Consider the following 19,995-nt stretch of genomic DNA (forward strand, 5'->3'; position numbering starts at 1 on the left):
GCCATACCTGTGCAGGTTCTGTGTGGGTGATTATAGCAAAAAATGTTGTTTCTTTATAGTACTTTGTTATGATCCCTTCACCCGCTCCATTCCCTGCCATGTTCCCCAAGATCACCGCCCGTGGCTTTGACAGCAGGGTCGGCGGTGGGCATTGCTCGGGCATGCGGGTGCTCATCATCGAAGACAATGAGCGATTGGCCGGGCTGGTGATGGCGGCGCTGGCGCGGGGCGGTTTTGCCTGCGACCGCGCCGGAACATTGGCCGAGGCAGGAAGCGCGCTTGATGTTGCCGAATATGATGCCGTGCTGCTCGACCTCGGGCTGCCCGATGGCGACGGGCTCGACTGGCTGCGTCAACGCAGACGCGGCGGTTTTGCCGGTCCGGTCCTGGTCCTGACCGCTCGCGGTGCGCTGGACGACAGGGTCATCGGACTCAATGCCGGCGCCGACGATTATCTGGTTAAGCCCGCAGCCATCGACGAAATCCTGGCGCGGGTACGCGCGTTGATGCGCCGACCCGGCAGCCGCAGCAGCCCGGTGCTGAGCTTCGGCAGGCTCAGCTTCGACACCGTGGCGCGGCGGGCGACGCACGACGGGGTGATGCTGGACCTGACCCGGCGCGAGGCTGACCTGCTCGAACTGCTGATGCGCGATGCCGGCAAGGTCGTGCTTCGGCAGCGTATCGAGACGGCGCTCTATGCATTCGACGATGTCGTGTCGCCCAATGCCATCGATGCGCTGGTTTCGCGGTTGCGCCGACGCCTGCAGGCCTGCAGCGCAGGCGAGCGCATCCATACGCTGCGGGGTCTGGGCTACCTGCTGGAAGAGGCCCGGGAATGAGACGCCCGTCGATCAATCGCCGGCTCTCGGCAGGGCTGTCGCTGGTGGCGGCGATCGGGGCCACGATCCTTCTGGTGCTGGTGTTCATCGAATACCGCCTCGGCATCGACACTCTGGCGGGTGATGATGCCTCGCGCTTTGCCTTGGCCGAAGTGAGCGACCATGTCGGCCTGCCGCTGCTTCTGCTGACGGTACCGGCCCTGCTGGCTGGGCAGTTCGTGATCCAGCGTTCGTTTCGCGCATTGCAGGAATCGGCCGAGGTCATTCGCGACACCCCGGCCGTGCGCGGGGTGCGGGTGGATGATGGCCCCATGCCCGAAGAAGTGATGCCCTTTGTCGACGCAATCAATGGCCTGCTAAGCCGCCTCGACGCTGCGGCTCGGGAACATGAGGCCTTTGCAGCCGATGTTGCCCATCAGATCAGGACGCCGCTGGCAATCATGTCGCTGGCTTTGGAGGATACGTCGCCCGATACCGCCGCGCTGCGTGAGGAAGTCTCGCGCATGCGGCGGCTGGTCGAGCAGTTGCTGCTGCTGACGCAAGCCAATGCACAGGCTGCGGTGCCATCCCGGATGCAAACTTCCACTCTGGCCGACCTGGCGACAGAAACGGCCAGCGGCTTCGCACCGCTGGCGCTGCGGCTGGGGCGGACGATCGCCTTCGAGGACAGCGGGGGGAGCGGGACGATCGCCTGCCATCGCGAGGCGCTGTCATCGGCGTTGCGCAACCTGCTCGACAATGCGCTGCGCGTCACGCCCGAGGGCAGCGTGATCACGGTGGGCACAGGGCCGGGAAACCGGCTGTTCGTGCGCGACGGAGGGCACGGATTGGACCCCGCGCGGCTCGCGGCGATCGTTCAGCGCAAGGGACGTGCCGACGAGGAGCAGCGAGCTGAAGGCGCAAGGGGTGCCGGCCTCGGCCTGGCGATCGTCGCACGGATCATGGCAGCGCACGGGGGACGTCTGGAAACCATCCCTGAGCGGCGCGAACTGGCGATGGTCTTTCCCGATCGGGGCGAGGGCATGACGCCCGCCTGACATTGCCTTTTGCAAGCCGCCGTCAGGTTCGCGTCAGGAACCCGGCATAGGGCGTTGCAGATGGGCAAGAACAAGGCACTTATCGGCGGCGCCGCGCTGCTGGCGACCGTGGCGGCAGGCTGGTGGGCCGTGACGCGCCCCGATGCGGACACTGCAGCCGGGACGCAAGCGGCCGCGCCTTCCGGCAATCCCGACCTCGTCCTGGCCGACAAGGCCCGCATCGCCGCGCTCGGGATCGAGATGGCTGCCGCCACCAGCGCAGGCGAGGTGCCTCTGGCCGATATCCCTGCAACCATTGCCCCGCCACCCAATTCGCGCGTTGCTGTTGCGGCAACGCTTCCGGGCACGGTGCAGCGCACTTTCGTGAACGAAGGCGATCTGGTGCGCGCCGGACAGCCGCTGGCAGTGATCGTCAGCCGCGACGTGCTTACGCTTGGCGCGGATCTTTCGCGCGCGAATGCGCGGCTCGGTGTGTCGCAGGCCAGTGCAGCGCGGCTGTCGCGATTGAGCAGGGAGGGCATCATCGCCGAGGCCCGCGCCGACGAGGCCCGCGCCGTGGCAGCAGAGGCCCGCGCCGACGTTACCGAGAAATCGCGCATCCTGCGCCTGGTCGGGGGCAGCGGCAGCAGCGGAACCTATACGCTCACGGCACCGATGAGCGGCCGTGTAAGCCACGCCGATATCGCTGCAGGCAACCCCGTGGACGGTGCGACCGCCCCGTTCGTGATCGATGCCGAAGGCCGCTATGAGGTGACCGGACAACTGCCCGAGCGCCTCGTTGGCACGGTGCTTCCGGGCATGAGCATACGGCTGGGCAACCAGACTGGACGAATTACGTCTGTCGGCACGACGATCGATCCGGCCAGCCGGTCCGCCATGCTCAAGGCGACCCTGCCGCCGGCACCGGGCGTTCTGGCCGGCCGCAATGCCAGCGTGACCGTGCTCGGCCCGGCACCGGCAGGGGCGGTTAGTGTACCTGCTGGCGCAATCGCTTCGATCGACGGCAAGGATTACGTGTTCGTTGCGGCCAAGGGCGGGTTCTTGAAGCGCAAGGTCAAGGCTGGCCCGGTCTCGCCCGACAGGGCGGTGATCTTCGAGGGTCTGACAAGCGGCGAGCGTGTGGTGTCCAAGGGGACCAGCGCACTCAAGGCTGTGGTCGTAGGCGGGTAAGCGGGCGTGCTCCAGACTGTTGTCGCCCAATCGCTGTCGAGGCGCCTGCTTGTTCTGGCGCTGGCTCTCGTCGTGGCAGTCGCAGGGGCGTGGGCTTTCGCAAAGCTGCCGGTCGATGCCTATCCGGACATTGCGCAGACGCAGGTCAAGATCATTCTCAAGGCGCCGGGAATGACGCCCGAGGAAGTCGAGACGAGGGTCATCACCCCTATCGAAACCGAATTGCTCGGTATCCCCAACCAGGCAGTACTGCGCTCTACAGCCAAGTACGCGATCGCCGATGTCACCATCGATTTTGCCGAGGGCACCGACATCTATTGGGCCCGGCAGCAGGTGGCAGAGCGGCTTTCGGGCGTGCTTGCCGACATGCCCGGATCGGTAAGCGGCGGACTTGCGCCGATTTCCACGCCCTTGTCCGATGCCTACATGTTCACGATCGAAGGGCCGTTGAGCCTGCAGCAGAAGCGCGAACTGCTTGACTGGACGATCCGTCCGGCGCTGCGAACAGTGCCGGGCGTGGCCGATGTCAATGCGCTGGGCGGATTCGTGCGGACGTTCGAGGTGCGCCCCGATCCGGTGGCGCTGGCCGCTGCACAGCTTTCGGTCGACGACCTGAAGAGCGCGATCGAAACCGGTAATCGCAACGATGGCGCAGGGCGCCTGGCCAGTGGCGAGGAATCTCTGATCGTCCGCTCGGTCGGCACATTGCAGACCGTCGAAGACATTGCCGCTCTGGTCGTATCGAGCAGAAATGGCCGCGTGACCCGCGTGGGCGATGTTGCCAGCGTCGGCATGGGCAGCCTTACGCGCTACGGCGCCGTGACCCAGAACGGCAAGGGTGAAACCGTCGAAGGCCTGGTCATCGCGCTTCGCGGGGCCGATGCGCGCACGGTGGTCAGCGGCGTGAAGACGCGCCTCGCCGAGATCGAAAACGGGCTCCCGAAGGGCACCACGATCAGCGTGTTCTATGATCGGTCCGACCTCATCGCGCGGGCTACCGGCACTGTCGAAAAAGCCCTGATCGAAGCAACCGTGCTGGTAGTTATCCTGCTGATCGTCTTCCTTGGCGATTGGCGGGCGGCTGCCATCGTGGCCGTGACCTTGCCGATGGCCGCCCTGATCACGTTCCTGTTCATGCGCGGGGCTGGCCTGTCGGCCAACCTCATGAGCCTTGGCGGCCTTGCCATCGCGATCGGCATGCTGGTCGACGGATCGGTGGTGGTGGTGGAGAACGTGGTCGAACGGCTTTCCAACCGGGCAGGCGACGGCGCACCGCGCCTCAATCAAGTCTATCGCGCCACGGCCGACGTAGTTGTCCCGGTATCGGCGGGCATCCTGATCATCGCACTGGTATTCCTGCCCCTGCTTTCGCTCGAAGGTCTTGAAGGCAAGCTGTTCGCGCCCGTGGCATTGACCATCGTCTTTGCGCTGGCAGGGTCACTGGTACTGGCGCTCACGCTGGTGCCGGTGCTTGCCTCGTTCGGCCTGCGCACCGGGCACCATGCCGAACCGGCCATCATGCGCTGGCTTACCCCGCGCTATCGCGCGTTGCTGGCACAGGCGTTCGAGCGCAAGCGGCTGGTTTACGCCCTCTCGGGCTCCGGCCTCGTGATTGCCGCCCTGGCCTATGTTGCCGTGGGCAAGACCTTCATGCCGACGATGGACGAAGGCTCGATGATCGTCCAGCTTACCAAGCTGCCGTCGATCAACCTGGCCGCATCGACCGAGGGCGACATGGCGGTGCAGCGCGCCCTGCTCAAGGTGCCGGAAGTGCAGGAAGTTATCGCCCGCGTCGGTTCGGACGAGCTGGGTCTCGATCCGATGGGTCTTAACGAGACCGACAGCTTCGTCCGCCTCAAGCCGCAGTCGGAATGGCGCGGCAACAAGGACTTCGTCGTCGAGGAACTGCGCAAGGCGGTGGAGGGCCTGCCGGGGATCGAGACGACCTTTACCCAGCCGATCGAGATGCGCGTATCGGAAATGCTGACCGGGTCGCGTGGCGACCTTGCCGTCAAGATCTTCGGCCCGGACAACGCGACTTTGGCCGACCTCGCCGGGCAGGTTCAACAGTCCATCGGCAGCATCGAAGGTGCTGCCGAAGTGGTCACCGTGGCCAACGACAGCGTCGACTATCTGCAACTTGACATCGACCATGCCGCTGCGGGGCGTTTCGGGATGCCGGTCAGCCAGTTGCAGGATGCCATGCGCGCGCAAGTCGAAGGCATGGACGCAGGCGTTGTGATCGAAGGCCAGCGCCGCGTGCCGGTGATGATCAAGGGCGATGAAAACCTGCGTTCCGATCCCGCCCGCTTCTCCGACCTGCAAGTCCTCACGCCCACCGGGACCGTCGCACGGATCAGCGACATGGCGCGGATCGAGCGCAGCAGCGGGCCGGTCAAGCTCGACCACGAGAACGGTTCGCGCTTCGCCCTTGTGCAAGCCTTCGTTTCGGGCCGCGATCTTGTCGGCTTTGTCGAAGAAGCCAAGGCGGCCGTGGGCAGCAAGGTCGTGCTGCCGGCGGGCTATCGCATCGTCTGGGGCGGGCAATTCGAAAACCAGCAACGCGCTTCGGCCCGGCTGATGACGGTAATACCGCTGGCATTGGTCCTGATCCTGCTGGTGTTGCTGGCCACGCTGCGCTCAATGCGCGCATCGCTGCTGATCCTGGCCAACATTCCCTTTGCGATGGTTGGTGGCATCGTCGCGCTGTGGATGACCGGCGAATACCTTTCGGTGCCGGCGTCCGTCGGTTTCATCGCCCTGCTCGGCATAGCCGTGCTCAACGGGCTGGTGCTGGTCGCCGGTTTCCGTCAACTGCGCTATGAAGGCATGGCCATGGCACAGGCTGTCCGGGCGGGTGCCGAGCGGCGTCTGCGACCGGTGCTGATGACTGCAAGCATCACCGCATTTGGTCTGGTCCCCCTGCTCTTCGCGACCGGCCCAGGATCCGAAATCCAGCGACCGCTGGCCATCGTCGTGACCGGCGGTCTGCTGACCTCGACGTTGCTCACCCTTGTGCTCCTGCCGATCCTGTTCGAGCGCTTCGGCGAAGGACCCGGCGAGCGCGACAGTACCGAAGGGGAGCCGACCCGTGACTAAGGTCCTGCTGACCCTTCACTGCGCCAGTGCGGACGCCGAAGTGATCGGCGAAGCCTTGCGCGGCATCAGCACTGCTCCGATCCACCTGCGCGAGGAGACCGTGCTCGGCACCGATTTCGGCGATGCCGGAGCCGGCGAACAGGTAACCGCCCGCCTGCGCCGGACAGCGCTGGAAATCTTGTGCGAAGACGCGCTGATCGACGATCTGATCGGAGCCGCCGGCAAGGCGCGCCGTCGCCTGCCGTTTCGCTGGAATGCGATAGCGATCCACGCTTCGGGGAGGATGCCGTGAGGAACTTGGGCGTATTCCTGGTATCCCTTCTTGCCAGCACCGCCGCAAGCGCCGGGCCGACGCTGCCCCCCGAAGCCGCGGTGGTCGCCACGCTCGACAACCATCCTACCGTATCGGGCGCAGGCGAGCGCGTGGCTGCCGCGCGTTCGGCGGCCGACATGCTTTCCCGCGGGCCGTATGAATTCACCGTACAGGGCAACTACACCTCGCGCGAGGTGCGGATGGATCGCCGCTACGACGAATTCGACGGTACGTTCTCGCGCAGTATCCGCCTGCCCGGCAAGGCCGCGCTCGATCGCAAGTCTGGCCAGCTGGGCGTCGAAGTCGCGCAGAACATGATGGAGGACACGCGCCACCACACCGCGCTGGTCCTGGCTGAAATGTGGATCGACTGGCTGGCCGCCGGAGAGCAGCTGCGCAACGACGATGCAACGGTTGCACTGCTGGGGCAGGAACTGCGCGCGCTCGAACGACGGCGCGAACTGCGCGATGCTGCCCAGCTCGAGGTCGACCAGGCGCGTGCGGCGATGGATCAGGCCGAGGGTCAGGCGACGCGGTCGCGGGCGGACATGGAACGCGCGCGCGCCATGCTCGCGGCCAACTTTCCCGACCTGCCGATCGGAGAGGCGCCGCCGGCCATGGGCCTGCCCGAATTGCCCGCGCAAGGCCTCGACGCCCTGCGCGACATGGTCATCGCAAGGAGCCACGAAATCCGCGCCGCAGAACGCGAAGCCGACCGCCTGAGCGTGGTCGCCGAACGATCGCGCAAGGACCGGCTCGCCGATCCGACCGTCGGCTTGCGCGTGTTCAGCGAATTCGAAGGGCGCGAGCGTGGCGCCGGGTTGCAGCTATCGATCCCCCTGGGTGGCGGCTACCGCAAGGCCAAGGCTGAAGAGGCTGCCTCCGTCGCCAGTGCAGCGAACTTCGACACGGTCAACGTGCGCCGCACGATCGAGGCGACCGCGAATGCCGACCTTGTCGACGCGCGCAACCGCTTCGGATCATGGGGACGATTTGCCGAGGCCGCGCGCACCGCGGCGCAAGCTGCCGAACGCGTCGGAACCGGCCACAAGCTGGGTGCGATCGACCTTGCCGACCTGCTGCTGGCGCGCCGTCAGGACCATGAAGCCCGGCGCATGGAAATCACCGCCCGCGCCGACGCCATCCGCGCCATTCTCAAGCTGCAGATCGATTCGCACACCATCTGGATGGGTGCCGAAGACGAGGGATGATGCGGGGAATGATGCTGGGAATGGTGAGCCCTGCTGGGTTCGAACCAGCGACCTACTGATTAAAAGTCAGTTGCTCTACCGACTGAGCTAAGGGCCCGCCAAAGCTGCGCGATCATGCGCGAGGCGTGGCGCGTCACCTAGGGGGCGGGGGCGGGCGGGTCAAGCCTTTGGCGAGGCGGTGGTACAACTGCCGTATGGTCAGGCCGGTGATCGGATCGCGCCAGTCGGGAACGATCCCTGCCGCAGGCCCAAGCACGAAATCCCGCTTGCGGAACTCCGTGTGCGGAACAGTCAATTGCTCGTCGCTCCAGCAACCGCCCGACCAGAGCACAATATCGAGATCGAGCGTGCGCGAGCGCCAGCGTTGCCCTTGGCGCTTGCGGCCGAAGCTGTTTTCCACCGCCTGCAGTTCGCCGAGCAGGGCGCGGGGCGCAAGGTCCGTCGAAACAAGCGCGGCGCTGTTCGAGTAAACGCGCTGCGAGGGGCCGATCGGCCTGCTCCGCATGGTGGGAGACACCGCATCTATCCTGCAGCCATGCCGCCCGATCTCATCGAGCGCCGCCCAGAGTATTGCCGACGGCGCCCCGTGCCCCGGATGCCGCTGGTTCGAACCGAGTGCGATCAGGTAGCGGTGCAGGATCAGATATCCTCGGCCAGGCGCCCGTATAGCTGCGGGCGGCGATCGCGGAAGAAGCCCATGCCGGCGCGGTGCGTGGCAGCGCGCTTCAGATCGATGGTGGCGTGCAGCACCCCCGTTTCGGTGGCGCCGAACTCGGCAAGGTAATCGCCCCATTCGTCGGAGATGAAGCTGTGGCCATAAAAGCGCTGGCCATCCTCCATCCCGATGCGGTTGGCGGCTATCACCGGCATGCAGTTCGCGACAGAATGGCCGATCATCGCGCGGCGCCACATGCGGCTGGTGTCGAGATCGGCGTCATAGGGCTCGCTGCCGATGGCAGTGGGGTAAAACAGCAGTTCTGCCCCGATCAGCGCCATCGCGCGGGCGCATTCGGGATACCATTGGTCCCAGCACACGCCCACGCCGATGCGCGTTCCGAACACGTCCCATACCTTGAACCCGGTGTTGCCGGGGCGGAAGTAATACTTCTCCTCGTAGCCCGGGCCGTCGGGGATGTGGCTCTTGCGATAGATGCCCATCACGTCGCCGTCCGGACCGATCATCGCCAACGTGTTGTAGTAGTGATGGCCGTCGCGTTCGAAGAAGCTGGTCGGGATGGCAATGCCGTGCGCCTTGGCGAGCTTTTTCATCTCGCGCACCGACGGGTCCGCATTGAGCGGGTAGGCCATCGAGAACAGGGCTTCGTCCTCGACCTTGCAGAAATATGGCCCTGCGAACAGTTCAGGCGGCAGCACGATCTGCGCGCCGCTGCGCGCGGCCTCTTCCACCAGCGCAGCAGTGGCAGCGATGTTCTCGGCCTCGCCCCCGGGAAGGGCGAGTTGCAGGGCGGCGACGGAGATCTCGGTCATGGGAGGGACCTAAGACCCCTGCCCCCGCAATTCAACCGTCGCCGAACGCCAATTCAGGGGCGCTTGCGGAACAGCAGCGTCATGCGATCGCTTTCGCCGATGGCCTGCAGCTTCGCCTTGGTGGCGGCATCGGGATTGCCCCCAAGCTGCGGCGGCAAGGTCCACACGCCGTCCGGCCAGTTCGCCGGGTCCTTGGGGTTGGCGTTGGCCTCGCTCTTGCCGACATAGGTGAAGCCGTTTACTTCCATGAACTTGATCACGTCCGCCTCGCGCAGGTAGCCTTTCGAGCCGTCGGTGAAGGAATAGGGCGCATCAGGCTTCGCGCGGTGCTGCTCGATGCCGATCATGCCGTCGGGTTTCAGCAATTCGCGCATCTGCTTGATCTCGTGCGCGGCAAGGTTCCAGCGCAGCAGGTTGTGCATCATTCTCATGACGAGGATGCGGTCGAACGTGCCCTTCTCCCCTTCCGGAAGCGTATCAAGCGTGTAGGCCGTGAAGCGGTCCGCGGGCTGGCCCGACCATTCGGCGACTTCGGCCGGATACTTGGTTGCGCCTTCGCGGATGCCTGCCTTCATCTTGTCACTGAAGGCGCTTGAAGTCGGATCGAAGTAGAGGCCGACCAGCTTGCCCTTCGGCCCGAGATAGAGCCCGAGCAGACGCGAGTACCAGCCACCGCCCGGCGCATATTCGCCGACCTTCATCGTCGGCGAAACCTGAAAGAATCTGAGCGTCTCGGCAGGCTTGCGATAGACGTCGCGGGCCCGGTCCTTTTCGCGCAAGGGGTCGGCGACGGCGGCAGCAAGCGCAGGGTCGACCTTTGCCGATGCGGTCTTTGCAGTTTCGGCCATTACCGGCGTGGCAAGGCTGCTGCCGGCAACCAAGGCAAGCAGGGCAAGGCTCATTCGACGCATGGGGAAACGCATTGGGGGGATTCTCCTTCGTGCCGGTGACAAGCGGACCGGGGATGCTTATCTCTCACGCAAATCAGGAGAATATAGCGCATGAGCGAACAAGCAACGGTCATCCTCGCAGGCGGATGTTTCTGGTGCACCGAGGCGGTGTTCCGCGACGTCATTGGCGTGAGCAATGTCGAAAGCGGCTACATCGGCGGTACGGTTGAAAATCCGACCTACAAGCAGGTCTGTTCGGGCAACACCGGCCATGCGGAAGCTATCCGCGTGACGTTCAGCCCCGAGACGATCGGCCTCGACCAGATCCTCGACATCTTCCTGGCCACGCACGACCCGACGCAACTCAATCGCCAGGGCAATGACGTGGGCACGCAGTACCGCTCGGCAATGTTCCCGGCGGACGAGGCGCAGAAGGCCGCGATGGAAGCCGCTATCGAGCGCGCCCAGCCCGATTGGCCCAAGCCGATCGTCACCACGATCGAGCCGATGGCGACATGGTATCCGGCAGAGGACTACCATCAGGAATACTGGGAAGGCGAAGGCCAGCGGAACACCTACTGCCTCGCCGTGATCCCGCCCAAGCTGATGAAGCTGCGCAAGAGCTTCGCGGCGAAAGTCAAAGGCTGAGGCCTTTGACCGCCACCGGCCCGCTCCCCTCCCCGGTGCCGCCTCAGGCGCGCAGCGCAGAAATCGTGATGCGCCGGTAGATGCGCTGGAGGACTGACAGGTCTTCCAGCGCCACGGCCTCGTCCTTCTTGTGCATGGTAGCATTGCACAGGCCGAATTCCACGACCGGGCAGACGGCGCGCAGGAATCGCGCGTCGGAGGTGCCGCCACTGGTGGAAAGTTCAGGATCCAGGCCGGTCTCCGCCTTGACCGCCTCGGCGATCAGCGTCGAATAATCGCCCGGAAGGGTGATGAAGCTCTCGCCCGATATCACCGCGCGAACCTCGCCCTTGTGGCGACGTGCAATGTCCTCGACCATCGCAACCAGCCCGGCCCCGGTGTGTCGGTCATTGAAGCGGATCGAGATGCGCGCGCGGGCCTCTGCCGGGATGACGTTTGTGGCCTTGTTGCCCACTTCGAGATCAGTGATCTCGAGGTTGGAGGGCTGGAACCACTCAGTGCCCTCGTCGAGCTCGAGCGAATCGAGGTCAGCGAGCAGCGCGATCAGGCGCGGGATCGGATTATCGGCAAGGTGTGGATAAGCGACGTGGCCCTGCGCACCCTTGCAGGCGATCCACATGTTCACCGAGCCGCGACGGCCGATCTTCACCATGTCACCCAGGCGATGGACCGATGTCGGCTCCCCCACCAGGCACAGGTCCGGGTCGGCCTTCATCTCGCGGATCAGCTCTATCAGCGGCACCGTGCCGTAGCGTGCGGGGCCTTCCTCGTCGCCAGTGATGATGAAGCTGAGCGTTCCTGCCTCGGTCGGAACCTCGGCAGCTGCCGCAACCATCGCGGCGATCGAGCCCTTCATGTCCACCGCGCCGCGGCCATAAAGCAGCCCTCCCCGGCGCTCGGCCTTGAATGGACCAGAAGTCCAGCCCTCGCCCGGCGGTACGACATCGAGGTGCCCGGCGAAGGCGAAATGGCGTGATCCTGCAGGACCACGTCGGATCGCGAACATGTTCTCGACCGGGCCATCGGGCGCTTCGCCCGCCACGAAACGGTTAATCTCGAAGCCCAGCGGCGCGAGCATACCCTGCAGGCAATCAAACACGCTGCCGGTCGCTGGCGTCACGCTCTCGCAATCGATCAAGCGTTCTGCCAAGGTGATGGGATCGCATGCGGACATCACCGGGCGGGCTCCTCGAACTGTTCGATGGTCCAGCCCTCGCTCTCGGCGGCATCGATCCACATCTGCATCCAGTCGTGCGTCCAGACCGCTTCCATGTAGGTCACGGCAAAGCCCGGCACAGGCACCCCATAAGTCATGAAGCGCGAGACGACGGGGGCATAGATGATGTCGGTAGCGCAGAAGGTGCCGAACAGGAACGGCCCACCCTTGCCGAAGCGGGCACGGGCCTCTGCCCAGAGCGAGAGGATGCGCACGATGTCGGCGCGGACCTCGGACTTGATCTCCACGCCTTCTACGCGCTTGCGGATGTTCATGGGCAGGTTGCGGCGCAGCGCGAGGTAGCTCGAATGCATTTCCGCAACCATCGAGCGGGCCATGGCGCGCGCGGTCTCGTCCTTGGGCCAGAACCGGTCGCGCCCGACCTTGTCGGCAAGGTAATCGATGATTGCGAGGCTGTCCCACACCACGGGCGCGTCTTCGCCGTCGCCATCCCAAAGGATCGGCACCTTGCCTGACGAAGGAGCCAGATCGTCGGCGCGGCGGTTTTCTTCCCAATCCTCGCCGTAGAGCGGGACGGTGATTTCCTCGAAGTGCAGGCCCGATTGCTTGCAGGCCAGCCAGCCGCGCAGCGACCAGCTCGAATAGTTCTTGTTGCCGATGATCAGCTTCATCGTGATTGCCCCGTTGCCTTGGGGCAGCGCCTAGCCGTTCAGCCAAACGCTGTCGAGGCTGAACGGCTCAGACCAGCGAATCCTGCAGCACGGCGGCGCGCAGTTCCTCGATGCCCATCTTCTTTTCCGATGAAGTCACGATGATCTCGGGATAGGCCGCCGTGCGCTTGCGGGCAGCGGCGATGGTCGCCTCGGTCACGGCCTGCAGCTCGCTGGCCTTGATCTTGTCGGCCTTGGTCAGCACCACGCGATAGCCGACGCCGGCCTCGTCGAGCATCTGCATCATGTCTTCATCGACAGGCTTCACTCCGTGGCGGCTGTCGATCAGCAGGAGCGTGCGCTTGAGGACGACGCGGCCGCGCAGGAAGTCGCGCACCAGTCGGCGCCAGGTTTCGACCACCTTGGGCGGAGCCTTGGCAAAGCCGTAGCCCGGCATGTCGACAAGGCGCAGGCGGGTAGGCTCACCCACTTCGAAGTAGTTCAGCTCCTGCGTGCGCCCCGGCGTGACCGAGGTGCGCGCAATCGACTTGCGGCCCGTCAGCGCATTGAGCAGCGACGACTTGCCAACGTTGGAGCGCCCGGCAAAGGCAATCTCGGGCACGTCCGGATCAGGCAGGAACTTGAGGGCCGGGGCCGACTTGATGAACTCGACACGCCCCGCAAAGAGGAGGCGCGCCTGTTCGATCAGTTCGGCGCGGGCGGCTTCTTCTTCAGGTGTCACCGCGTCTTGGGCTTCCGGTTGGCAGCCGACTTCTGCTCGCGCGCGACCACACGATCGACATCGAGCTGGTCCTTGTCGGCCTGGGCCTTCAATTGCGGGTGGCGGCTGTAGAGATACTTCTGCTGCGCGATGGTCAGCAGGTTCGAGGTGATCCAGTAGATCAGCAGGCCGGCGGCGAACGGCGCCATGACGAACATCATGATCCACGGCATGATCGAGAAGACCTGCTGCTGTGCCGGGTCCATCGCGGCCGGTTGCAGCTTGAACTGCAGCCACATGGTGAAGCCGAGCAGGATAGCCAGCACGCCAATGGCAAGGAAGCTGGGTGGCGTGAAGGGCAGCAGGCCGAACAGATTCAGCACATGCAGCGGATCGGGCGCGGACAAGTCCTTGATCCACAGCGCGAAGGGCTGGTGACGCATTTCGATGGTCAGCACCAGCACCTTGTAGAGCGCGAAGAACACCGGGATCTGCAGGAACATGGGCAGGCAGCCGGCGAGAGGATTGACCTTCTCCGTCTTGTACAGCTCCATGATCTTCTGCTGCTGGGTCTGCTTGTCGTCCTTGTAGCGTTCCTGCAGCGCCTTCATCTTGGGCTGCAGCGCACGCATCGCCGCCATCGAGGCGAACTGGCGCTGCGCAATCGGGAACATGATCCCGCGCACGATCAGCGTCAGCAGGATGATGGCGACACCGAAGTTGCCGACCAGCTTGAACAGCGAATCGAGCAGCCAGAAGATCGGCTTTTCGAACCAGCGGAACCAGCCCCAGTCGATCGAAAGGCTGAAGTTGGTGACGCCCGCCGCCTCGTACTTCTCGAGGACGGCATTTTCCTTGCCCCCAGCGAAGAGCCGCACGGTCTGGCTCTGGGCCTGGCCGGGTGCGACCGAGACGTTGGGGAAGATCAGGTCGGCGCGATAGACGCCGTTGCCGAGCGAACGGAATGCGCCTTCCGCCTTGGCACTGGCATCCGGCACCAGCGCCGAAAGCCAGTAGATGTCGGTAAAGCCGATCCAGTTGGTCGTGCCCTTGAAGGGGATGGTCTGCCCCTGCGCTTCGGCGACGGTCGAATAGTTGTTCGAGAAGTTCACCGAACCGTCAAAGGCGCCGATCGGGCCCGAGTGCACGTTCCAGGTGTCGAGGCTGGCAGTCTTGTCGGTACGCGCAACCAGCGCGAAGGGCTTGACCACAGCGGGCGCACCGCCGGCGTTGGCCACGCCCTGCGTTGCGGTGATCATGTAGTCGTTGTCGATCGCATAGCGGATCGAGAAGGTCTGGCCGGTGGGGTTGGCCCAGCGCAACGTGACCGGGGTCTGCGGCGTGAGGCGATTGCCATCGGCGGTCCACTCGGTGTTCGCATCGGGTGCGGCAACGCCTTCGCCCACCCAGCCAAGCTGCGCATAGTGCTGTGCAGGCGTGCCGGCAGGCGAGAACAGGCGCACCGGCGCGCTGTTCTTGTCGACCGCTTCACGGTGGCGCACGAGCGTCACGTCATCGACCACCGCACCCTTGAGGTTGATCGACCCCTTGAGCCCCGGTGCGTCGATCACGACGCGATTGCCAGCAGCCAGTTCCTGCGCGAGGTCCTTCTTTTCCAGCGCGATGTCGGCCGCATTCTGCAGCCCGCCTTCGCGCGTGGGCTTGGGCTTCGAGCCATCGGTGGAGGCAGTAGCAGTGGCGCCCGATGCTGCGGCAACCTGCGGCTTGGGCGGCGGCGCAGGATAGAACCAGCGCATGGCCGATTCCCAGCCGAGCAGCAGCAGGCCGGTAAGGACCACTGCCATGATGACGTTGCGCTGATTCTGCACCGTGTTCGCGTCCTAGATCTTGAAGTCTATCGGTCAGGGGACCGGGTCGTAGCCGTGTCCGCCCCAGGGATGGCAGCGCAATAGCCGCTTCGCCGCGAGCCAGCCACCCTTAATCGCGCCGTGCTTTTCCAGCGCTTCGATCGCGTATTGCGAGCACGACGGACTGTAGCGGCAGGAGGGGGGCAGCACGCGCGACGGGCCAAGTTGCCAGCCTCGGGCGATGAGGATGAGCAGGCGCTTCACTTGCCCCTGCCCTGCGTCTTGCGCTCGCCGCCACGCCGTCTTGGCGGATCGCCCTTGCCGGCGGCGGCGCGGGAAAGTGCAACGGCCAATTCCTCGCGCAGCAGGGCGAAATCACGCTCCACTCCGCCTTCGCGGCCAATCATCACGTGGTCTGCGCCAGCAATTCCGGCACTTGGCAATGCTTCGCGCAGCAAGGCCCTGAAGCGCCGCTTCATGCGGTTGCGAACGACGGCGTTACCGATCTTCTTGGTGACGGTGACGCCAAAGCGCAGGTCGGCTTCTTCAGCCGCAACAACGTCGCGGTTTACCAACAGCACGAATCCGGGCTTTGCGACCCGGATTCCGCGATTGGCAGCGACAAAGTCTGCCCGTTTCCTGATGGTGGCGATTCGGGTCATCCCCGCCTTCGCCGGAACCGGAGTTAGACTGTCAGTCTCAATCTGTCGGGCTTAGGCCGACAGCTTCTTGCGGCCCCGCGCGCGGCGGGCGGCAAGCACCTTGCGACCACCGACGGTGGCGGTGCGGGCGCGGAAGCCGTGGCGGCGGGCACGCACGAGGTTGCTGGGCTGGAAAGTGCGCTTCATGGCTTTTCTCTTCTATATCGAATCTGTGGACTGGCGCTTGCCGCATAGCAAAGCGCCGGAATCAGGGGGTGGCCGATAGGCGAAGGGGACATTTGCGTCAACCCTGAAGGCCGGACCGGGCCAAACGCTTCGGCAAAGAGCACGCGCGTTCAATGCGTTGCCCCGCATCAGCTTAGGCGTTAGGCACGCGCGATGAAAAGGGAAAGCGAATCCCGGCCGCCGGAAATGCGGCTGCGCTGGTGGCAGCGGGCACCGCGCGTGCCGACGCTGGCGTTGTTTGTTGTCGTGGCGCTTGCCCTGCTCGGCACCTTCACGCTGATCCTCAGCACGGTCGAGGTGGAACGCACGCAGCGACAGCAGGCCGCCCGCACCAGCGGGATCCTCGCATCGCTCGACGAGATCGTTCGGGCGACGATGAGCGGTGAGACCGGCCAACGCGGCTATTTCATCACCAGCGACACCCGCTATCTCGAGCCCTATCGCGAAGGGCAGGTGCGCTATGCCAAGGGCATGCGCCAACTTCGCCGGCAGCTGGGGACTGACTTGCCCGAGGAGCAAGCCGGCATTCTTGCCGCGATTTCCCGCCTGGGTGATGCAAAGTGGGCCGAAATGGCCGGAGTCGTCGAACTCGTCGAAGCACGGCGCATCCCCAATGCCCACGCGCGCCTGCTGTCCGACGAAGGGCAGCTGGCGATGAACGGCTTGCGCAAGTCGGTGGCGCAGCTGGAAGAGATCGAGCGCGCTCGCCTGGAAGAGGCCGTCCAGCGCGCTGCCTCTGCCGAGGCCAAGATCCTGCCGTCGCTGGCAGCGCTGTTCGTGGTCATCGTCTGCGCCCTGGCGCTGGGGCTATGGCAGGCGATCCGCAAGGCCGAGGCCGAAGCGCTGGCCGAAAGGGCTGCCGCCATCTCCGAAGCGCGCGACCGCGCTGATCTGCTCGCCAAGGAACTCAACCATCGCGTCAAGAACCTGTTCGCGGTGATCCTGGCCATCGTGAAGATGAGTGCGCGGGGCGATGCAGCGGCTGCTCCCGCGGTGGATCGCATCGCCAAGCGCGTCCATGCCCTGGTAACCTCGCACGAAGTGACACAAGGCGCGGGCAAGGACCAGACGGTGGATTTCGCCGAACTGATCGGCAAGGTCATCGCGCCCTACCGTTCGGCAAGCGAACAGTGCGAACTGGACGGCGGCACGCTGACCCTGCCCGGTCGCCACGCCGTACCGCTGGGACTGGTGCTGCACGAGCTGGCAACCAACGCGGTGAAGTATGGCGCGTGGTCGGCACCCGGTGGCCTTCTGCGCGTGCGATGGGAGCGCGATGGCGATCGTGCCCGCGTGGTTTGGGAAGAGATCGGCGCCGGCGACCCGCCGCAACCCGGACAGTCCGGCCGCGAGGGGTTCGGCTCTGCGCTGATCCGTTCGTCTGAACGGCAACTTGGCGGCACGATCGTCCGGAGGTTCGATGCGCGCGGCATCGTCGTGGAAATGGACTTCACGCTGGACGGCGAGGACGGATGACCCTCCCTCGCCGCCTGTTACCTCTTCCCGACTTGCCTACCCGTGCTTGGATTCGCGCAACGGCGTGACCATGCCGGGGGTGATGAAGCCAAGCGGCTCCGGATTCATCGCGCGCTTCTTGAGTTCGCCCTTCATCCGCCCGTACTCTTCCTCCATCTGCTCGGTCACCGTAGCGCGTGAAGCTTCGAGCGCCTGGGCGAAGTCCTCGCCATTGACCTGATCGACATTGCCGCCAGCGCGGCGAATGGCATTGAGGCCAGCGCGGCGCACGACGTCTTCCAGATCCGCCCCGGTGAACCGCTCGGTCTCACGGGCGATCTGGGCAAGATCCACGTCGCCTGCCAGCGGCATGTTGCGCGTATGGATGCCGAGGATGTGCTGCCGACCGGCCGCGCTCGGCGTGCCGACGTAGATCAGCTCGTCGAAGCGACCCGGGCGCAGCAAGGCCGGATCGACCAGGTTGGGCCGGTTGGTCGCGCCGATCAGCACCACCGACTGCAGCTCTTCCAGCCCGTCCATCTCGGCCAGGATGGTGTTGACCACCCGCGCCGTGACGTTGGGTTCACCCTGCCCGCTGCCGCGCGCCGGAACGAGGCTGTCGATCTCGTCGATGAACACCACGCAGGGTGCGACCTGCCGTGCACGCGCGAAGAGGCGCGCGATCTGCTGTTCGCTTTCGCCATACCACTTGGAAAGCAGGTCGGACGACTTGATCGCGATGAAGTTGGCTTCCGCTTCCTTCGCCACGGCCTTGGCCAACAGGGTCTTGCCGGTGCCCGGCGGGCCATAGAGCAAAAAGCCCTTGGCCGGACGGATGCCGAGGCGGTGGAAGGCCTCGGGATTGCGGAGCGGCAGTTCGACCCCTTCGCGCAGCTTGTCCTGGGCTTCGTCGAGGCCGCCAACGTCGGACCAGCCGATCGTCGGCGCTTGCACCATCACCTCGCGCATGGCCGAAGGCTGGACGCGCTTCAGTGCCTGAAGGAAGTCGTCACGTTCGACCCGCAGGTTGTCGAGCACATCCTGCGGGATCGTCTGCTGCTCGAAATCAAGCTGCGGCATGATCCGGCGAACGGCCTCGATCGCAGCCTCGCGCGACAGCGCGGCAAGGTCTGCGCCGACGAAGCCGTGGGTCGTGCGGGCCAGCTCCTGCAGATCGACATCCTCGGCCAGCGGCATGCCGCGGGTGTGGATGCCGATGATCTCGCGGCGACCAGATTCATCCGGAACGCCGACGACGATCTCGCGGTCAAAACGGCCGGGACGACGCAGGGCCTCGTCGATGGCGTCGGGCCGGTTGGTAGCGGCGATGACGACAAGGTTGGAACGCGCCTGCAGACCGTCCATCAGCGTCAGCAACTGCGCTACCAGACGCTTCTCTGCCTCACCCTGCACTTCGCTGCGCTTGGGTGCGATCGAATCGATCTCGTCGATGAAGACGATCGCCGGCGCTTCGCGGGTAGCCTCCTCGAACACCTCGCGCAGGCGCTTCTCGCTCTCGCCATAGGCAGACCCCATGATCTCGGGGCCGTTGATGGTGAAGAACGAGGCATCGCTTTCATTGGCGACAGCGCGCGCAAGGCGAGTCTTGCCGGTGCCCGGGGGCCCGTGCAGCAGCACACCCTTGGGCGGATCGACGCCAAGGCGCGTGAACAATTCGGGATAGCGGAGCGGCAGTTCGACCATCTCGCGCAACTGGCGGATGGTATCGCCCATGCCGCCGACGTCGTCATAGTTGACGTCGGCACGGCTCGAACGCGGCTCCTCGTATTCAGGACGCAGTTCGACCTCGGTGTTCTCGTCGATATGAACCACGCCCTTGGGGCTGGTCGATACGACGGTGAGGCGGATCTGCGTCAGTGCGAAGGCCGGCGCGTTGAGCATCTGGCGCAATTGCGGCGGCATGTCGGTGCGGTTGACCTGCTGCTGTCCGGCTGTGGCCACCAGATCGCCCGTTACAAGCGGACGTCCGGCGAAGTTTCGCTTGAGCGCCACCGCCGGACCCTGCAGACGCAAGTCCTTCTGCGCAGGCGCGAAGACTACCCGCTGGGCAGGGCGCGAATCGATCTTGCGCACTTCAACGTGCTCGCCCGAGCCGACATCGGCATTGGCGCGCTGCAAGCCGTCGAGACGGATCAATTCCAGCCCCTCGTCTTCGGGATAAGGCTGGATCACGCGTGCGGCCGTAGACCGCTTGCCGACGATCTCGATCACGTCGCCTTCGGTCACGCCCAAATGCGACATCACGTGCCTGCTGATGCGGGCAATGCCGTGGCCACTTTCTTCCTGACGTGCACCAGCGACCTGCAGGCGCACGGTGCGCGCATCGGTCCGGGCTTCGGTTGCCGCATCTGCCATGAGCTTGAGAAATCCCCTTGAACTATCGACGGGTTCCGATGTGGGGACCGCCGTACGGGATTTCAAACGCGGCTGCGCTGCGATGGTTGCGAGGCGCGCATGCAAGCCTGGAACCAGAGCAAAAAAAGACCCGGCAGTTGCCCGCCGGGTCGGAAAGTTTTGGGAGAGGATGCCTGAAAGGCAGGTTCGGTATGCAGTGCACACGGATTTTGTGCAATTGCGAAAT

The 19,995-nt window shown here is 65.0% G+C and carries 19 protein-coding genes and 1 tRNA gene; 8 read left to right on the plus strand and 12 right to left on the minus strand.

The features are described 5' to 3' along the window. Positions 1–68 precede the first annotated feature (68 nt). From B9A23_RS09750 to B9A23_RS09775, 6 genes are read left to right on the plus strand one after another with little or no spacing between them, the layout of a single operon-like run. Positions 69–839 (plus strand): response regulator, encoded by a 771-nt coding sequence (locus B9A23_RS09750; protein WP_368655933.1) that lies wholly within the window; start codon positions 69–71, stop codon positions 837–839. After that, a complete protein-coding gene (locus B9A23_RS09755; RefSeq protein WP_084278650.1) occupies positions 836–1,876 on the plus strand; it encodes a sensor histidine kinase in 1,041 nt (346 codons plus the stop codon). Before B9A23_RS09750 ends, B9A23_RS09755 begins: the two co-directional genes overlap by 4 nt. Before the next feature lie 60 nt (positions 1,877–1,936). Beyond that, positions 1,937–3,046 (plus strand): efflux RND transporter periplasmic adaptor subunit, encoded by a 1,110-nt coding sequence (locus B9A23_RS09760; RefSeq protein ID WP_084278651.1) that lies wholly within the window; start codon positions 1,937–1,939, stop codon positions 3,044–3,046. Positions 3,047–3,052: 6 nt separating this feature from the next. Continuing rightward, on the plus strand, positions 3,053–6,145 hold the full coding sequence (locus B9A23_RS09765; RefSeq protein ID WP_084278652.1) for an efflux RND transporter permease subunit: 3,093 nt from the start codon (positions 3,053–3,055) through the stop codon (positions 6,143–6,145). Continuing rightward, positions 6,138–6,437 (plus strand): hypothetical protein, encoded by a 300-nt coding sequence (locus B9A23_RS09770; protein WP_084278653.1) that lies wholly within the window; start codon positions 6,138–6,140, stop codon positions 6,435–6,437. The genes B9A23_RS09765 and B9A23_RS09770 overlap by 8 nt, the downstream gene beginning before the upstream one ends. Continuing rightward, positions 6,434–7,669, plus strand: coding sequence for a TolC family protein (locus B9A23_RS09775; protein WP_084278654.1), 1,236 nt, complete (start codon positions 6,434–6,436; stop codon positions 7,667–7,669). The genes B9A23_RS09770 and B9A23_RS09775 overlap by 4 nt, the downstream gene beginning before the upstream one ends. A 21-nt stretch (positions 7,670–7,690) precedes the next feature. Here the strand turns inward: B9A23_RS09775 and B9A23_RS09780 are convergent. The 4 genes from B9A23_RS09780 to B9A23_RS09795 all read right to left on the minus strand — a co-directional run bounded on the left by B9A23_RS09780 (position 7,691) and on the right by B9A23_RS09795 (position 10,080). Then, positions 7,691–7,766 (minus strand) — tRNA-Lys (locus B9A23_RS09780). A gap of 36 nt (positions 7,767–7,802) precedes the next feature. After that, positions 7,803–8,336, minus strand: coding sequence for a 2-amino-4-hydroxy-6-hydroxymethyldihydropteridine diphosphokinase (gene folK / locus B9A23_RS09785; protein WP_368655935.1), 534 nt, complete (start codon positions 8,334–8,336; stop codon positions 7,803–7,805). After that, positions 8,309–9,157 (minus strand): N-carbamoylputrescine amidase, encoded by an 849-nt coding sequence (aguB, locus tag B9A23_RS09790; protein WP_084278655.1) that lies wholly within the window; start codon positions 9,155–9,157, stop codon positions 8,309–8,311. Before aguB ends, folK begins: the two co-directional genes overlap by 28 nt. Positions 9,158–9,210: 53 nt before the next feature. Continuing rightward, complete coding sequence (locus B9A23_RS09795) at positions 9,211–10,080, minus strand: class I SAM-dependent methyltransferase (RefSeq protein ID WP_368655934.1); 870 nt, start codon at positions 10,078–10,080, stop codon at positions 9,211–9,213. 78 nt (positions 10,081–10,158) lie between these two features. Here B9A23_RS09795 and msrA point away from each other — a divergent pair, with 78 nt between their 5' ends. Beyond that, positions 10,159–10,695 carry a peptide-methionine (S)-S-oxide reductase MsrA gene (gene msrA / locus B9A23_RS09800; RefSeq protein WP_084278657.1) on the plus strand — a complete coding sequence of 179 codons (537 nt, stop codon included), beginning with the start codon at positions 10,159–10,161 and terminating at the stop codon, positions 10,693–10,695. A gap of 43 nt (positions 10,696–10,738) precedes the next feature. Here the strand turns inward: msrA and dapE are convergent, their stop codons facing one another. From dapE to rpmH, 7 genes are all read right to left on the minus strand, one after another. Then, on the minus strand, positions 10,739–11,869 hold the full coding sequence (gene dapE, locus B9A23_RS09805; protein WP_084278658.1) for a succinyl-diaminopimelate desuccinylase: 1,131 nt from the start codon (positions 11,867–11,869) through the stop codon (positions 10,739–10,741). After that, positions 11,869–12,543 carry a glutathione S-transferase family protein gene (locus B9A23_RS09810; protein WP_084278659.1) on the minus strand — a complete coding sequence of 225 codons (675 nt, stop codon included), beginning with the start codon at positions 12,541–12,543 and terminating at the stop codon, positions 11,869–11,871. Before B9A23_RS09810 ends, dapE begins: the two co-directional genes overlap by 1 nt. Before the next feature lie 67 nt (positions 12,544–12,610). Beyond that, positions 12,611–13,264: a ribosome biogenesis GTP-binding protein YihA/YsxC gene (yihA, locus tag B9A23_RS09815; protein WP_084278660.1), complete on the minus strand. Its 654-nt coding sequence runs from the start codon at positions 13,262–13,264 to the stop codon at positions 12,611–12,613. Further along, complete coding sequence (gene yidC / locus B9A23_RS09820; protein WP_084278661.1) at positions 13,261–15,072, minus strand: membrane protein insertase YidC; 1,812 nt, start codon at positions 15,070–15,072, stop codon at positions 13,261–13,263. Before yidC ends, yihA begins: the two co-directional genes overlap by 4 nt. A gap of 33 nt (positions 15,073–15,105) precedes the next feature. After that, on the minus strand, positions 15,106–15,315 hold the full coding sequence (gene yidD / locus B9A23_RS09825; RefSeq protein ID WP_084278662.1) for a membrane protein insertion efficiency factor YidD: 210 nt from the start codon (positions 15,313–15,315) through the stop codon (positions 15,106–15,108). Then, positions 15,312–15,713, minus strand: a complete 402-nt coding sequence (rnpA, locus tag B9A23_RS09830; protein WP_084278663.1) for a ribonuclease P protein component — start codon at positions 15,711–15,713, stop codon at positions 15,312–15,314. Before rnpA ends, yidD begins: the two co-directional genes overlap by 4 nt. A gap of 51 nt (positions 15,714–15,764) precedes the next feature. Next, on the minus strand, positions 15,765–15,899 hold the full coding sequence (rpmH, locus tag B9A23_RS09835; protein ID WP_039336437.1) for a 50S ribosomal protein L34: 135 nt from the start codon (positions 15,897–15,899) through the stop codon (positions 15,765–15,767). 192 nt (positions 15,900–16,091) lie between these two features. On the opposite strand from rpmH, the gene B9A23_RS09840 reads away from it, so the two are divergent. After that, on the plus strand, positions 16,092–17,414 hold the full coding sequence (locus B9A23_RS09840) for a sensor histidine kinase (RefSeq protein ID WP_084278664.1): 1,323 nt from the start codon (positions 16,092–16,094) through the stop codon (positions 17,412–17,414). A gap of 36 nt (positions 17,415–17,450) precedes the next feature. On the opposite strand, the gene B9A23_RS09845 is transcribed toward B9A23_RS09840, so the two are convergent. Then, positions 17,451–19,769 carry a CDC48 family AAA ATPase gene (locus B9A23_RS09845; protein ID WP_084278665.1) on the minus strand — a complete coding sequence of 773 codons (2,319 nt, stop codon included), beginning with the start codon at positions 19,767–19,769 and terminating at the stop codon, positions 17,451–17,453. Between the last annotated feature and the right edge of the window lie 226 nt (positions 19,770–19,995).

This window comes from Novosphingobium sp. B1, assembly GCF_900176395.1.
In the GTDB taxonomy this organism is placed as follows: Bacteria; Pseudomonadota; Alphaproteobacteria; order Sphingomonadales; family Sphingomonadaceae; genus Novosphingobium.

What these genes read in the sequence shown, in the direction of transcription:
- B9A23_RS09810 (WP_084278659.1), bottom strand. Translation starts at nt 12,543, where the DNA reads ATGAAGCTGATCATCGGCAACAAGAACTATTCGAGCTGGTCGCTGCGC.
- rnpA (WP_084278663.1), bottom strand. Translation starts at nt 15,713, where the DNA reads ATGACCCGAATCGCCACCATCAGGAAACGGGCAGACTTTGTCGCTGCC.
- B9A23_RS09750 (WP_368655933.1), top strand. Translation starts at nt 69, where the DNA reads ATGATCCCTTCACCCGCTCCATTCCCTGCCATGTTCCCCAAGATCACC.
- msrA (WP_084278657.1), top strand. Translation starts at nt 10,159, where the DNA reads ATGAGCGAACAAGCAACGGTCATCCTCGCAGGCGGATGTTTCTGGTGC.
- B9A23_RS09840 (WP_084278664.1), top strand. Translation starts at nt 16,092, where the DNA reads ATGAAAAGGGAAAGCGAATCCCGGCCGCCGGAAATGCGGCTGCGCTGG.
- B9A23_RS09755 (WP_084278650.1), top strand. Translation starts at nt 836, where the DNA reads ATGAGACGCCCGTCGATCAATCGCCGGCTCTCGGCAGGGCTGTCGCTG.
- dapE (WP_084278658.1), bottom strand. Translation starts at nt 11,869, where the DNA reads ATGTCCGCATGCGATCCCATCACCTTGGCAGAACGCTTGATCGATTGC.
- aguB (WP_084278655.1), bottom strand. Translation starts at nt 9,157, where the DNA reads ATGACCGAGATCTCCGTCGCCGCCCTGCAACTCGCCCTTCCCGGGGGC.
- rpmH (WP_039336437.1), bottom strand. Translation starts at nt 15,899, where the DNA reads ATGAAGCGCACTTTCCAGCCCAGCAACCTCGTGCGTGCCCGCCGCCAC.
- B9A23_RS09760 (WP_084278651.1), top strand. Translation starts at nt 1,937, where the DNA reads ATGGGCAAGAACAAGGCACTTATCGGCGGCGCCGCGCTGCTGGCGACC.
- B9A23_RS09845 (WP_084278665.1), bottom strand. Translation starts at nt 19,769, where the DNA reads ATGGCAGATGCGGCAACCGAAGCCCGGACCGATGCGCGCACCGTGCGC.
- B9A23_RS09795 (WP_368655934.1), bottom strand. Translation starts at nt 10,080, where the DNA reads ATGCGTTTCCCCATGCGTCGAATGAGCCTTGCCCTGCTTGCCTTGGTT.